Origin of the sequence: Acidiphilium sp. C61, assembly GCF_905116885.1 — a bacterium.
Lineage (GTDB): Bacteria > Pseudomonadota > Alphaproteobacteria > Acetobacterales > Acetobacteraceae > Acidiphilium.
On the sequence record NZ_CAJHNI010000005.1, the window covers coordinates 2,255,879 to 2,270,389 of the forward strand.

General features: G+C 66.3%; 11 protein-coding genes. 6 read left to right on the forward strand and 5 right to left on the reverse strand.

Features of this window, described 5'->3' with window-relative positions; all coding sequences use genetic code 11:
• Positions 1-4 precede the first annotated feature (4 nt).
• On the forward strand, positions 5-334 hold the full coding sequence (locus HUW10_RS13465; RefSeq protein WP_174503967.1) for a zinc ribbon domain-containing protein: 330 nt from the start codon (positions 5-7) through the stop codon (positions 332-334).
• Between the two features lie 192 nt (positions 335-526).
• Positions 527-1,525: a HoxN/HupN/NixA family nickel/cobalt transporter gene (locus HUW10_RS13470; protein ID WP_174503968.1), complete on the forward strand. Its 999-nt coding sequence runs from the start codon at positions 527-529 to the stop codon at positions 1,523-1,525.
• A gap of 48 nt (positions 1,526-1,573) precedes the next feature.
• On the opposite strand, the gene HUW10_RS13475 is transcribed toward HUW10_RS13470, so the two are convergent.
• Both HUW10_RS13475 and HUW10_RS13480 read right to left on the reverse strand, forming a co-directional pair.
• On the reverse strand, positions 1,574-2,575 hold the full coding sequence (locus tag HUW10_RS13475; RefSeq protein ID WP_174503969.1) for an alpha-E domain-containing protein: 1,002 nt from the start codon (positions 2,573-2,575) through the stop codon (positions 1,574-1,576).
• Position 2,576: 1 nt separating this feature from the next.
• Positions 2,577-4,073: a circularly permuted type 2 ATP-grasp protein gene (locus HUW10_RS13480; RefSeq protein ID WP_174503970.1), complete on the reverse strand. Its 1,497-nt coding sequence runs from the start codon at positions 4,071-4,073 to the stop codon at positions 2,577-2,579.
• A gap of 236 nt (positions 4,074-4,309) precedes the next feature.
• Between HUW10_RS13480 and HUW10_RS13485 the strand changes: the two genes are divergently transcribed.
• From HUW10_RS13485 to HUW10_RS13500, 4 genes are all read left to right on the forward strand, one after another.
• Positions 4,310-6,451 (forward strand): circularly permuted type 2 ATP-grasp protein, encoded by a 2,142-nt coding sequence (locus HUW10_RS13485; RefSeq protein ID WP_174503971.1) that lies wholly within the window; start codon positions 4,310-4,312, stop codon positions 6,449-6,451.
• Positions 6,448-7,290: a transglutaminase family protein gene (locus HUW10_RS13490; RefSeq protein ID WP_174503972.1), complete on the forward strand. Its 843-nt coding sequence runs from the start codon at positions 6,448-6,450 to the stop codon at positions 7,288-7,290. The genes HUW10_RS13485 and HUW10_RS13490 overlap by 4 nt, the downstream gene beginning before the upstream one ends.
• Before the next feature lie 258 nt (positions 7,291-7,548).
• Positions 7,549-11,016, forward strand: a complete 3,468-nt coding sequence (locus HUW10_RS13495; protein ID WP_236656392.1) for an ATP-binding protein — start codon at positions 7,549-7,551, stop codon at positions 11,014-11,016.
• A complete protein-coding gene (locus HUW10_RS13500) occupies positions 11,003-11,920 on the forward strand; it encodes a response regulator (protein ID WP_174503973.1) in 918 nt (305 codons plus the stop codon). The genes HUW10_RS13495 and HUW10_RS13500 overlap by 14 nt, the downstream gene beginning before the upstream one ends.
• Positions 11,921-11,942: 22 nt before the next feature.
• On the opposite strand, the gene urtE is transcribed toward HUW10_RS13500, so the two are convergent.
• Genes urtE through urtC form a run of 3 tightly spaced genes read right to left on the reverse strand, consistent with a single transcriptional unit; the run spans position 11,943 to position 14,511 of the window.
• Positions 11,943-12,650, reverse strand: a complete 708-nt coding sequence (gene urtE, locus HUW10_RS13505; protein WP_174503974.1) for an urea ABC transporter ATP-binding subunit UrtE — start codon at positions 12,648-12,650, stop codon at positions 11,943-11,945.
• Complete coding sequence (gene urtD, locus HUW10_RS13510) at positions 12,634-13,395, reverse strand: urea ABC transporter ATP-binding protein UrtD (protein ID WP_174503975.1); 762 nt, start codon at positions 13,393-13,395, stop codon at positions 12,634-12,636. The genes urtE and urtD overlap by 17 nt, the downstream gene beginning before the upstream one ends.
• A 12-nt stretch (positions 13,396-13,407) precedes the next feature.
• On the reverse strand, positions 13,408-14,511 hold the full coding sequence (urtC, locus tag HUW10_RS13515) for an urea ABC transporter permease subunit UrtC (protein WP_174503976.1): 1,104 nt from the start codon (positions 14,509-14,511) through the stop codon (positions 13,408-13,410).

A 14,511-nucleotide genomic window follows, 5' to 3' on the forward strand; every position in this document is an offset into this window, starting at 1 on the left:
TGCCATGCCGGTCTATGATTACGAATGTAAGAGTTGCGGCACGTTCGAGGCGCTTGCGCCGATGGCAGAATACAAGCGCTGTCAGCCCTGTCCGGGATGCGGCGCCTCGGCTGAGCGGGTGCTGATCTCGGCACCAATGCTGACGACACTCTCGGCTGCGCGCCGCACCGCATTCGCGGTCAACGAGCGGAGTGCCCATGCTCCGGACACCAGCCGACGGAGCGGCCGTCACCCGGCCGGTTGCGGCTGCTGCAAACCCAAGACGAAGGCCGACGGCGCAACTGCGAACAAGTCCTTTCCCGGTCGGCGTCCGTGGATGATCAGTCATGCGTGAACAAAAGCGCGTCCCGCACCCGACGCCACGATGCCCGCCACCGTAACGCGGTGGCGGCGGTTCCGGTCTGGCGAAAAATGCCCCGTTTCAGTTGCCGGCTGATGGTCATGATTGACAGCCCTTGCAGGACCCAGCGATCTTTTAGGCGACATGACGGCAATCCGCATGCCGGCGGGATGTCGAGGGGGCCGGATGGAGGCGAAAGGACAGAAACGGCTGGGCGCGACCATTCCTGTGCAGCGGATTTTGTGGGGGCTTGGCGCCGCCAATGTCGTGGCCTGGATCTGGGCGGCGGCTGCGTTCGGCGGGGCACCGCGGCTGCTCGGCATGGCGGGGCTGGCCTGGCTGTTCGGACTGCGGCACGCGATGGACGCGGACCATATCGCGGCGATCGACAATGCGGTGCGGCGGCTGGCCGGGCGCGGCCGGGCAGCGAGCCTCGCCGGGCTGTTCTTCTCGCTCGGGCATTCGAGCGTCGTCGTGCTGCTGGCGGCGGCGGTCTCGTTCGGGGCGGGGGCGCTGCGGGGGCATCTCGACAGCGTGACGCGCTATGGTGCGTGGGTCGGCACGATCGTCTCGGTCGGGTTTCTGGCGCTGATCGCCGGAGCGAATCTCGTGGCCTTGCGGGCGGAGACACGCGGCGCCGCGGCGCCTGGAGGCGTGCTGAGCTGGCTGGCACGGCCGCTGTTCCGCCTCGTGCGGCGGAGCCGGGACATGTATGCGATCGGGTTCCTGTTCGGCCTCGGCTTCGACACCGCGACGGAGATCGGGTTGCTCGCGCTCTCGGCCGCGGGGACGGCGCACGGGATTGCCGCGTGGCGGCTGATGGCGCTGCCGGCGCTGTTCACCGCTGGGATGTCGCTGGTCGATACCGCCGACAGCGCGCTGATGACGCGGGCCTATGGCTGGGCGCTGCGCGACGGGCGGGTCCGGCGGCGGTATAACGTCACGTTGACGCTGGTATCCGCTGTCACCGCCGTGATCATCGGCGGCGTGGAACTGATCGGTCTGATGAAATCTTCGTTCGGGTACGGGCTCTCGCGGGCGGCGGCGCTGCTTGCCGCCCACTGGTCAGAGCTCGGCATGGCGATCGCGCTGATGCTGGCGGGACTGTTTCTGGCCGCGATCCGGCGCGCCCGGGCCGCGGCAAGGATTGCGGGCCGGAGTCCCCCGGGCGCGCCGCCCGGCTGATACCTGCCCCCCCCCCACGCGCCTGGTTCCCAAGCAGGGGTGATCGTATCAGCCCTGTGCGTCCTGTGTCGCCGCCGGGGCGGGCCGCCAGTCGCGGAAGTACAGGCGGCCCAGACTTGCAGCAAGATCCATCAACAGGAGCTGAGCCTGGTCCAGATAGTCGTGAAGATTGCCGGCGAGCAGGCGCTGTGTTGGCGCGACATAGACATACTCGCGCAGGTACTCCGCCTGTTCGAGCGGATCGCCGAGGCCTTGGAGATGATGTAGCCGGGCGAGATCGCCGAGATGCGCCTCGATCCGGCGAACACAGAGCAGCAGCGAGCGCGGAAAGGACGGATCGCGCAACAGGAAACTGACTACATCCCCGATCGAGGCGCGGGCAGAGGAGAGCTGGCGGAACGCGTGATACCCGGCTGCGGCCCGCAACACTGCATACCATTGCGTAATCTCGATGACCTTGCCGGTTTCTCCTGCCCGCGGCGAAAGCAGGTGATATTTGATGTCGAGCAGGCGCGTCGTCTGGTCCGCCCGTTCGATCAGCCGGCCCAGCATGTAGAAATGCCAGCCCTGGCCGCGATACATCGTCCCCTCAGTGATGCCGGTATGGGCCTGCACGGCTTCCTTGAGCCGGACGCAGAGACGGGAAAGCCTGTCGCCATCCAGGGCGCCAGGCTCGATCTGACTTACAAAGCGATGGAACATGTTGATCTGGCGCCACATCTCGGTGGAGATCAGGGACCGCAGCGTGCGCGCGTTGGTTCGTGCCGCGGCGAGGCAATAGGGCACGCCCGTCGGGTTTTCGCGATCGAGCAGATAGAAGCGCCTTACGATATCGGGATACTGCGACACATCCGCCCCGGCTTCGGCCAGTCGTTGGGCGTCGTCATTGATGGCGAGCAGGGCGGACCACGCATCGGCCTCGCGACCGGGGCTTTCAAAGCTCTGGGTCACGTCGATAAGTCTCGCGAGATTTTCGATCCGCTCCAGATAGCGTGCCATCCAGAACAGGCTTTCGGCATCGCGGGCGAGGAGTTCGGGCTCGGCGCGCATGTCAGTTGGCCGCCGCGCGACCGGGCTGGTCGGCGAGCACCCAGGTGTCTTTCGAACCGCCGCCCTGGGAGGAATTGACGATCAGCGAATCGCGCCTGAGTGCAACGCGGGTAAGACCGCCGGGCAGAACCCAGCTGTCGCGACCGGTTACGACGAAGGGACGGAGATCGACATGGCGGGGCGCGATCCCATCATCCGTCAGCGTCGGGCCGACGGAGAGCGGGATCATCCCCTGACTGATCCAGTTTGCCGGATCGGCGAGCAGCGCGGCACGAGCTGCCTCGAGCTCCGCCCGGCTGGCACGGGGGCCGACGGTGATGCCATATCCGCCGGATTCGCCAACCGGCTTGACCACCAGCTCATCCAGATGATCGAGCGTGTATGCGAGCGCATCCTTCTCCCGACAGATATTGGTATCGACATTGGGCAGAATCGGATCTTCACCGAGATAGTAACGGATGATGCGGGGCATGTAGGCATAGATCGCCTTGTCGTCGGCGACCCCGGTCCCGACGGCGTTGGCGATGGCGACATTGCCAGCCCGCCATGCATCGATCAGTCCGGGAACGCCCAGCATCGAATCCGGTCGGAAAACGGTGGGATCGAGGAAATCGTCGTTCAGGCGCCGGTAAATCGCATGAACCGGGCGCGGGCCGGCCGTTGTGCGCATGTAAACACGCGCGTTCTCGACATTGAGGTCCGACCCCTGGACCAGCGGAATACCCATTTCGCGCGCGAGGAAGACATGTTCGAAATAGGCCGAGTTATAGATGCCGGGCGACAACAGCACCGCGCGCGCCTCGAGATCGGGGACGGGGGCCATCTCTTCCAGCGCGGCCCGCAGACGATAGCCGTAATCATCGACAGGGCGGAGACGCATGCCGGCGGCCAGATCGGGAAAGGCGCGAAGCATCAGGTGCCGGTTTTCGACCACATAAGATACACCGGACGGCGTGCGGGCATTGTCCTCCAGGATCCGGAACGTGCCGGCCTCGTCGCGCACGATGTCGATCCCGCAGACATTCACATAGCTTCCATGTCGGATCGGAAACCCGATCATCTCCGGGCGGAAACAGGGGTTCTGAAAGACAAGATCGCCAGGAACGACACCGTCCTTCACGATTTTCGCATCACCGTAGATGTCGCCGAGGAAGGCGTTGATTGCGGCGACGCGCTGGATCGCCCCGGCCTCGATATGTTTCCATTCCGACGGCGTAAGAATGCGCGGTATGCAATCGAACGGAAGGATGCGATCGATCGCGGTACTGTCGGAATAGACCGTGAATGTGATCCCGAGATCGATCAGCTCGGTTTCCGCCGCCTCGGCGCGACTGCGCAAGGCCTCCAACCCGATATGAGACAGGCGGCGACGCAGAAGAGCCGGAACGTCACCATCATCTGGACGCGGATGGGTCAGTTCGCAAAAGAAGCCGCCCGGATTGTAGCGCGCGAAGAGATCAGCAGGGATATCGGCTTCTGTCAGCCCCGTATGCGCCATAAGTACCGCTACCTCCGCTTGTTTCAGCGCCGGGGCTCGGGCGGATCTGTCGCCGGCCGCCGGCGCGATGACGTTTGCGCTGCGCTAGGCCGTGTCTTTCTGGCGTTATCTGCTATCCTCATATCAAGTATGACATGCCTTTGGAGCGCTCGGCAATAACCCACGATGACCTCTCCGATGATCGACGATTCTGATATGCTGAAACGATGGATGATGGTGCTTAAGCGGCGCGCAACGTGACCGGGACCAATCCCGCAAGGCGCTTTCTCCCCTTCGCGATGACGTTGGGGACGCGGGAGCTGGCGGCGCGCAAGGCGGCGCTGCGGCGGATGGCCGCCGTCCAGCTACCGGGCGTCGCTCGCGCGCCGGAATACGACCCGTTGCCGGTCATGTTGCCGGGTGGGTTAGCCGCGCGGCTCGGGCGAGCCCTTTGCCGCCGGGCAGCGCTCCTGGGGGGTGCGATCGACGATCTATACTCCGTTCGCAGCCTCGTTGCGGCGGGCACCGTATCGGCGGCCACGCTGTCGGCGGCCGATGGCTGGCTGCGACAGATGGTTGGCGATGCGGGGCTCGTCGCACCACGGCTGGCGCTCTACGCCGCCGACCTCGCGATCGACGCCGTGGGTGGCGCTGTAGTGCTCCGCGACCATGTCGATATCGTGCCTGGACTCGGCCATGCGATCGCGCTGCGCCGCTTTACCGGGGCAGCGATGCCCGAACTGGTGCGGTCGGTCACGTTGGTCGGGCGGGGGCCGGTGATCGAACGCTGGCGGGAAGACCTCGCGCACTGGGCGGGCGGCGGCCTTGTCGCGCTGTTGGAGGGCGAGGCAGAAAGCGCTGCGGATGATGGGGCCGATGCCGCGCTGCTAGCCCGGGCGATCGGCGCGCCACGGTTGCGACCTGCGGATCTGGACTGTTTCGGCGAGGCGCCCGAATTCCGTACGCTCACGGGCAGCCGGCCCGTGCGGCTGCTGATCCGGCGTATGGCGGCATCGGCGATCGATCCGCTGGAGCAGGGCGGCAACCCAGCAGCCGGCATTGCCGGGGTGTTGGGTGCGCTCCGGCGCCAGCAACTGGCGATGCTCAATGCGCCGGGAAGCGGGGTCATCAACGAGCCAGCCATCGCCGCCAGTATCGAGGTGGCTATCGGCGCGGCGCACGAGGCGGCATTCGGTGAGCCGATGATGTTGTGTGCCGGGGCTGGGGCAGATCTGCCGATCGTCCCCCTGGCGCCTGAGTCGGACAGTGCGGCGATGGGAGAGGCTGCATGTGTGCTGCGCCTGTTCGCGCTGCACTGTGGCTCGACCGGCTGGGTTGCGTTGCCCGGCGGGCTGGGCCTTGCACAGGGACCGGACGGGATGACGCACATGAAAGACGTCTGGGTGGTCGATCGCGGCGAGGACGCGGAAATGCCACGCCTGCCTGTCCGCGGCGCGGTCAGCCTCGCGCGGGCGGCGACCTCGGTCTTGCCGAGCCGTGCCGCGGACGATCTGTTCTGGCTCGGCCGTGCGGTCGAACGGCTGGAGGCGGCGGGGCGCCTCTGCGCGCTGGCGCAGAGCGGATTGGCGGAGTCAAGCGCACTGCCGCATGAACAGTTTCAGCGCGAGCTGCTCCTCAGGTGCCTGGCACGCCAGCAATTGATCTCCCCCGATCTCGCAGGGCGCAACGTTACCGCGCGGCAATTGCGCGAGGCGATCAGGGGCGAGGCGGTGTTCGCACCGCTGATTGAGGCGGTGCGCCGACTTCTTGCGGCAACGTCCGACCGGTTCAGCCCGACGATGCTGGCCACGATCGAGGGCGCGCTGGAACGGGTGCTGGCCGCGCGGGCAGCCGGCCTCGTGAAGCTAGTGCCGGCCATCTTCGGATTCGCCGCCACTTGTGCCGGCGTGATCGGCGAGGACGCGGCGCGGGACGGAGCACTCCTGTTCGCAACGCTCGGCCAGCGTCTGGAACGGCTGTTCGGGCTGGCGGGCAGTTTCGCGATCCTGCTCGAAGAGGAAGGCGGGCGGCTGGCTGCGGGGGCTTCGCTGGCGATCGAACTGATCGATGCGGGGATGACCTGCGAGCAGCGCTACGGCGGCATCCCCGAACCCGATACGGCGCTTCGGTTGCTACTGGCAGATCCGGCCTATCCGCGCAGCCTGCTTTTCCAGGCGATCGCACTGGCCGAGGGCTTCGAGCGGCTGGACGCGGCGGCCGAAGCGGCGGAGGCCAGAGCCATCGGCGTCGCGCTGAAGGCTGCGGCGGGTTCGGCGTCGCCGCGAACGGCATTGGCGGCCGTCGAGGCGCGGGCGGCGGATCTCTCCAGCGCGCTGACGGGGCGCCTGTTCGCGCCGCCGGCGAGCTGCCAGCATCGTGATGGAGCAGCACCAGCGTGATCTACGACCTGACCCATCGCACGCTTTATAAATACTCCGAACCTAGCCTGTTTGCGCGGCATCTCTTGCATCTGCTGCCGCGTACCCGTTCCGGGCAGCATGTGCGGGAGGCGTGTCTGAGGATCCTGCCGGTGCCGGATTTCCGTTTCGAGGAGATCGATTATTTTGGCAATGCGCTGACGACGATCGTGCTTGTCGCTCCACACGATATGCTCGAAATTACGCTTCGGGCCGTGATCGAGGTCGAGGCGCCGGCGGCGAGGAACGCCACGGCTGCGGGCGGAAGGGCGTGTGGCGCAACGGCGGCAGAGATTGCGGAGTTTTCGGTGACGACGGCGCTGACCCGCGCGGATGCAGCGATTGCAGCCTTTGCGCACGACGCTGCGGCAGGGCGGGGCGATGCGTTCGGCGTCGGGCTGGCCATGATGCAGGCGATCCATGAACGCTTCACCTATCGTCCGGGCGTGACCTCGGTGGCGACCACGGCGGCAGCGGCGCTGGCGCGCCGCGAAGGCGTCTGTCAGGATTATGCCCACGTCATGCTGGCGGCGCTGCGTGTGCTCGGCTTGCCGTGCCGCTACGTCTCCGGCTGGCTGCGCTCGGGTGAGGCGACGCGAGGGGCGGAACAAAGCCATGCCTGGGTCTCGCTGTGGACCGGTCCCGGACGCGGCTGGGTGGATTTCGACCCGACCAATAACATCGTGGTGGGGTGCGAGCACGCGACCCTCGCCTGGGGGCGGGATTTCGACGATGTCAGCCCGGTGCGCGGTGTCATTCGGGGCGGCGGGCAGCATATCCCGACCGTCGAAGTGGCCATGCAGCCGCGCACTTCCAGCTGATGTCGAGCCTCCTCGCGGCGAGACCGGACGGCGCGGCCGATCCATACAATGACTCACCCGATGCCGCGAATGCCTGAACGCACCACCTGCGCCCTCGCTCCCGCTGGCGGTTTCGCGCTACACTTCGTGCCCTGGCCCTTCCATCACCGCGGAAGCGCGTTCTGGCGGGTTGAGCGAGAAAACAATGACCGAACCGACAGACCATCGTGACGGCGTCGCCTTCCCGCAGGAGCGGGCCGTGCCGGGCAATGCCCGATTTTGAGCACCGCGCGCACCTCCCGCACATCCGTCCAGCGGATCATTCCACCGCGCCGCGCCTATAACCAATGGGTCGCTGATGACACGATGGAGGATTATGCGCTGCGCTTCACGGCGTCCCATGCCCGGCGCTGGTCAGCCTTTCGCGTCGGCAATACCGCCCTCGGTGCGATTTCCTTCCTCGCCTGCGAGGCGATCGGCGGCGCGATCACGCTGAGCTTCGGGTTCGACAACGCGATCGCGGCGATTCTCGCGGTCGGAATAGTGATGTTCATCCTCGGCCTGCCGATCTGCCTGTACGCCACACGCTATGGTGTCGATGTGGATCTGCTCACCCGTGGCGCGGGCTTCGGCTATATCGGCTCGACGGTCACCTCGCTGATCTATGCTTCGTTTACCTTCATCCTGTTCGCGATCGAGGCCAGCATCATGTCGGTCGCGATTAATCAAGTGCTCGGCATCCCGCCGTGGTTTGCCAACGTGATGAGCGCCCTCATTGTCGTCCCGATCGCCTTTTTCGGCTTTCGTGCGATCAGCCGGCTCCAGGTCTGGACCCAGCCGCTCTGGTTGTTGCTCCAGTTCGGCCCGCTAGTCTGGTTCGCCTGGCGGCAGACATCCCTGTTCGGGGGCTGGCGCGATTTCGCAGGCATCGGTGCCGGACATGAGCTTGGGCACGGGCTTGCGCTGATCCCGTTCGGCATGGCCGCATCGGTCTTGCTCTCGCTCCTGCCCCAAATTGGCGAGCAGGTGGATTATCTGCGCTTCCTGCCAGAACGTAGCGACACCGGAACGTTTCGCTGGTGGAGCGCCATGCTGCTCGCCGGCCCGGGCTGGGTCGTGATCGGCTGCGCCAAGCTGGCTGCGGGCTCCTTCCTCGCCTATCTCGCCGTGACCCATGGAATCGAGGCAACTGAGGCAACCCAGCCGGCAACGCTCTATCATCTCGCCTTTCTCGACATCACCGGGCATAGGGCGCTGGCTGGCGCCCTGACGCTGGTCTTCGTCGTCACCTGCCAGATCAAGATCAACGTCACCAACGCCTATGCCGGCTCGATCGCCTGGTCGAATTTTTTCTCCCGGCTCACCCATAGCCATCCGGGCCGCGTGGTCTGGATGATCTTCAACGTGCTGCTCGCCCTGCTGTTGATGGAAATCGGCATCTTCCGGATAATCGACAGCATCCTAGGCCTCTACGCGAATTTCGCGATCGGCTGGATGGGCACGCTTGCTGCCGACCTGATGATCAACAAACCGCTCGGTTTCAGCCCACCGGGGATCGAGTTCAAGCGGGCACACCTGTTCGATGTGAACCCTGTCGGCATCGGCGCAATGGGGCTGTCGGTTCTCACCTCCACCGTCATGGGTCTCGGCGGGTTCGGCGCCGCCGCCCACGCGCTGGCCCCCTTCGCCGGCCTCGTTGTCGCCCTCGTTGCCGCCCCCGCGATCGCCATCGCGACGCGCGGCCGCACCTATATCGCCCGTACGTCCGCGGCGGACGATGCCACGCCGTCACCGCGGCGCTGCATCGTCTGCGAAAACCCATTCGAGGCGCCGGACATGGCGCATTGCCCGGCCTATGGCGGCGAGATCTGCTCGCTCTGCTGCTCGCTCGATGCCCGCTGCCACGACATGTGCAAACCGGCCGCGCCCTGGCAGACCCTCCTTAGCACGCGCGTGCGCGCCGCCGCCGCAAGCGTCTTACCCGCTCCGGTAGCCGACCGGATCGACCGTCGCATCACCTCGTTCCTCGCCGTCTTCGCCCTGCTCACGCTTGCGACCGGGGCGCTCCTGCTGCTGATCGGCCTGGAATACCGTGCGATCGACCCGGCAGAGCGCGAGACCATCGCGACCACGCTCTGGATCGTCTTCCTCGCTCTTTTCATCATTGCCGGCGTGATCGCCTGGGTGCTGGTCCTGGCGCAGGCGAGCCGCCGCGCCGCCGAGGCCGAGAGCGCGCGCCAGACCTCGATGCTGATGGACGAGATCGCCGCGCACGAACGCACGGACGCCGCACTCCAGGCCGCGAAGGAGGCGGCAGAGTCCGCGAACATCGCCAAAAGTCGCTATATGGTCGGTGTCATCCACGAGATTCGCGCGCCGCTGAATGCGATCTCCGGCTATGCCCAGCTGCTGGAGCGCGCCGGCACGCTCGACCCGCAGGACGCCGCCCGCATTATCCGCCGCAGCGCTGAGCATCTTTCCAATCTCGTCGACGGGCTGCTCGATATTTCCAAGATCGAGACCGGCTCGCTGCAGCTCCACCGCGACCGCATCAATCTCGCCGAGTTCCTCGACCAGATTGTCGACATGTTCCGCCTCCAGGCCGCGGCGAAAGGGATCGCCTTCATCGACGACCGGCCCTCGTTGTTGCCTCGACTCGTCCATACCGATGCGAACCGGCTGCGCCAGATCCTGCTGAACCTGCTGTCGAACGCAATCAAATACACTGCCTCCGGCCATGTCCGCCTCCGACTCCGCATCCGCAGCCAGGTTGCCATCTTCGAGATCGAGGATACTGGCTGCGGCATTCGCGCCGAGGACATCGACCGGATCTTCGAGCCGTTCGAGCGCGGGCATCTTCCGGCGGCGCATGTGGTTGCCGGCACAGGGCTCGGCCTGACCATCAGCAAGCTGCTTGCCAACGTCCTCGGCGGCGAGATCACCGTGACCAGCATCGAGGGACAGGGTAGCCGGTTCCGGTTGCGGCTGATGTTGTCCGAGGCTGAAGCCGGCGATGTGTTTGCCCCCGCCGACCGGCGCATCGCCGGCTATCGCGGCCCGCGCCGCACGATCCTGCTCGTCGACGACGACCCGGCGCATGTCGAACTCATGCACGAAATCCTCGATCCGCTCGACTTCGCAGTTTTTGCCGAGCCAGATGGCGCGCGCGGCCTGTCGCGTGCGCGCGCCATCGTACCGGACCTCGCGATTCTCGATGTCTCGATGCCGGGCATGTCAGGCTGGGAGCTTGCGTCCCGCCTTCGCGAGGACGCCATGGGCAGGGAGATGCCGATCATCATGCTCTCGGGCAACCTGCACGAACTGCCCGCCGCGGCCGCCTGTGCTACCGCTCATGATGCCTTTCTGGCCAAGCCGCTGGATATCCGCGCCCTCCACGAGACCATCGGCCACCTGCTCCGTATCGAATGGATCGAGGCGCCCACCGAAGCGGAAGCGCCTTCGGAGCCGGTGATGCGTGCTCCTCCGGCGACACCGCCTCCCGCCGCAGCACCGGCGGTGGCTCCGGAACCGCTCGCGGCGGGGGATCTGCGCGACCTTCTCGAACTCGGCCGGATTGGCTATCTCACCGGCCTTGAGGAAAAGCTGGCCGAAATTGCGCGGAAGGATCCAGACCGCGCCGGGACGGTCGCCTATCTCGGGGCGCTGGTCGGCGATTTCGCCCTCACCCGCTTCACCACACTGATCGAGGCATGGCTTGAGGATGCGGAGAACGATGCCGGAGCCTGACAGCATCAAGCGCCGCGATACGGTTCTGATCGTGGACGATTCGCCGGAAACGCTGGGGTTCGTTCGCAGGGCGGTCGAGGCCGCCGGCATGGCGGCTCTGGTCGCGACCGACGGCGCCAGTGCGCTGCGGCTGTTGCACCGGATCACCCCCGATCTGATCCTGCTCGATGCGGTCATGCCCGGGCTCGATGGTTTCGAGACGTGCCGCCAGATAAAGACGGACGCGGTTCTCGCGCCGCTGCCGGTGATCTTCATGACCGGCCTGGCCGATACCGGCGATGTCGTGCGCGGGCTCGAAGCCGGCGGTGTCGACTATGTCACCAAACCGATCGTGGTCGACGAACTTCTTGCCCGCGTGCGCGTGCATCTCGAAAATGCGCGGACCGCGCGCCGCGCGCGATCCGCACTCGATGCAACCGGCCGCTTTCTCATCGCGGTCGATCGGGAAGGCAAGCTGATCTGGTGCACGCCGCAGGCCGAGCCGCTGCTCGCGGGCGCCGATCCGGCGCGCGGTGCGGCGGGGTTCGTACTGCCGCCCCCGCTGGTGCGGCTGCTCGCCGAACCGCATGCGGTCCCGCTCGGTGAAACCATGCTGGCCGTCGGGGACAGGACCGTCTCGATATCGTATCTGAGTCGCACCGCGCCCGACGAGTTCCTGTTCCGCATGAAGGAAACCGGCTCCGGGCAGGACGAGGCATTCCTGCGTGACTATCTCTCGCTGACAATGCGCGAGGCCGAGGTGCTGATCTGGATCGCGCGCGGCAAGTCCAACCGCGACATCAGCGACATTCTCGGCATCAGCCCGCGCACGGTGAACAAGCATCTCGAACAGATCTTCACTAAGCTCGGCGTGGAGAACCGAGCCTCCGCCGCGGCACTCGCCGTGCACGCGATGAGCCGCTGAACACCCAAGCGTTGGCCGCGCTTCAGATGTTCACCAGATGCGCGACGTCGTCGGCCTTCTCCTCGCTCGTGCTTCCCTCGCGTATGATCTGGCCGCGCTGCATCACCGCGAAACGGTCGGCGAAACCCCAGGCGAAATCGAGATACTGCTCGACGATGACGATCGTCACGCCGAGCTGGTCGCGGATCCGCCTGAGCGCCTCCTCGATCTGCTGGACGATGTTCGGCTGGATCCCCTCCGTCGGCTCGTCGAGCAGCAGCAGCTTCGGCTGCCCGGCAAGTGCCCGCCCGATCGCAAGCTGCTGCTGTTCACCACCGGAGAGAAGCCCCGCCTTGCGCGAGGCGATGGTCGCGAGCTTGGGGAACATGTCGAACACATAGTCGGGCACGCGTCGGCTGGGGTCCGGGCGGCCATCCAGCGCGGCGAGGCCGGTCGCGATGTTCTCGGCGACGGTGAGCTGCGGGAATACATGCCGCCCCTGCGGCACGAAGCCTATGCCCGCCCGCGCGCGCAGATGCGGCGCCGCTGTCGTGATCTCGGTGCCGCCGAAGCTGATCCGGCCCGAGATGCTCTTCTTGATACCGACGATCGTCTTGAGCAACGTTGTCTTCCCTACACCGTTGCGGCCGACCAGCGCGAGGGCGCCGCCATCCGGCACGGCGAGATCGACGTCCCAGAGCACCTGCGAGCGGCCATAGGCAGCACTCACCCGATCAAGCGTGAGCAGCATCCTTCGCCCTCCCCAGATAGACTGCCTCGACCTCCTTGTCGGCGCGGATGTCGGAAACGCTGCCCTCCCGCAATATCCTGCCTTGATGCAGCACCGTCACCGGGCCGTCCAGTGCCTCGACGAAGCTCATGTCGTGGTCGATCACCACCACCGCATGCCGCCCGGCAAGCGAGCGGATCAGCGCCGCCGTCCGCGCGGTATCGTTCCTGCCCATGCCCGCGGTCGGCTCGTCGAGCAGCAACAGGTCGGCGTTCGTCGCCATGACCATGGCGATCTCGAGCCATTGCATCTCGCCATGCGCGAGACTGCCGGCGGCAACGGTGGCGCGGTCGGCGAGGCCGACCCGTTCGAGGATGTCCGCGACGCGTGCCGTCTCGTCCGGCGGCACGCGTGAGGAGAGGCTCTGCCACAAGCCGCGATCTCGGCGCGCCGACACAAGCAGGTTTTCCGCGACGCTGAGATTGGGCAGCACCCCGGGAGCCTGGAACTTGCGGCAGATTCCGCGACGGACGATCTCGTGCTCCGGCAGATCGGTAATCGCCTTATCCTTGAACAGGATCCGCCCGGCGGTTGCCCGCACGCGGCCGATGATCGTATCGCACAGTGTCGACTTGCCGGCGCCATTCGGTCCGATCAGGATCCGCAGCTCGCCCGGTTCCACCACGAAGTTGACATTGTCGAGGGCCAGAAATCCGTCGAAATCGACGCTCACGCCCTCGACGCGGAGCAGGGGAGGTGGACGCATCACCATCTCGTTTCACTCCGCGTTGCGCGGGCGCAGGAGGGCCAGCCCAAGCCGGCGCCAGCCAGTTGCCAGTCCTCGCAGCTGCACGAGACCCGCGATCCCCTCGGGCAGAAAGGTTACGACCAGCACGAACATCAGCCCGAGCGCATAGAGCCAGGCGGATGGGAGCGCGCTACTGATCTCGTCCTTGGCGAAATTCACCAGCAGCGTGCCGGCGACCGCTCCCCACAGCGCGCCTCGGCCGCCGACCGCGACCCAGACGACCATCTCGATCGAAGGGATCACGCCAACCATCGCCGGCGAAATCACACCGGCCGCAAGGGTGAACAGGGCGCCCGCGAGCCCTGCGAGCATGCCGGCGATGGTGAAGGCAAGGACTTTGTAGGGTGTTGGGTCGTAGCCGAGGAATCGCACCCGGTTCTCGCCGTCCCGCGTGGCCCGGAGCACGGCGCCGAACCGGCTCGCCATCAGCCAGCGAAGCAGCAGGTAGGAGGCGATCGTCGATCCAAGCGTGACGTAGTAGAGCCCGACGCCGAACCCGTTGGAGTTGGTGCTGAAGCCGAACAGCCGCGAGAAATTGGTCAGCCCGTTGAACCCTCCGGTCAGGGATTGCTGGCTGACCAGCAGCGTCGAGAAGGCGAGCGCCAGCGCCTGGGTGATCAGCGCGAAATAAACGCCGCCCACCCGCCGGCGGAACACGAGCCAGGAGAATGCGGCAGCGACAAGGCCCGGCACCGCGATTACCGCGATCACCGAGACCAGCGCCGAGCGGAATGGCACCCACGCCAGCGGCAGGGTGGCGATCCCGCTCCAGACCATAAAGTCCGGCAGGTCGTTCGCCGCGTGCCCGGCGAGCTTGAGATGCATCGCCAGCATGTAGCCGCCGAGACCGAAGAACACGCCCTGTCCCAGGCTGAGAACGCCGCCCTGGCCCCAGATCAGCCCGATTCCGAGGGCGAGGATCGAATAGGCGAGGAAGCGCGCGAGCAGTGTCAGCGAATAGGACGAGACGAGTGAGGGTGCCGCCAGGCCGAACGCCACGACGGCGAGGCCGATGAGCAGCGGGGTGCGCGCCCCCGGATCGGCCAGACGCGTGCGGATGGTTTCGATGATCAT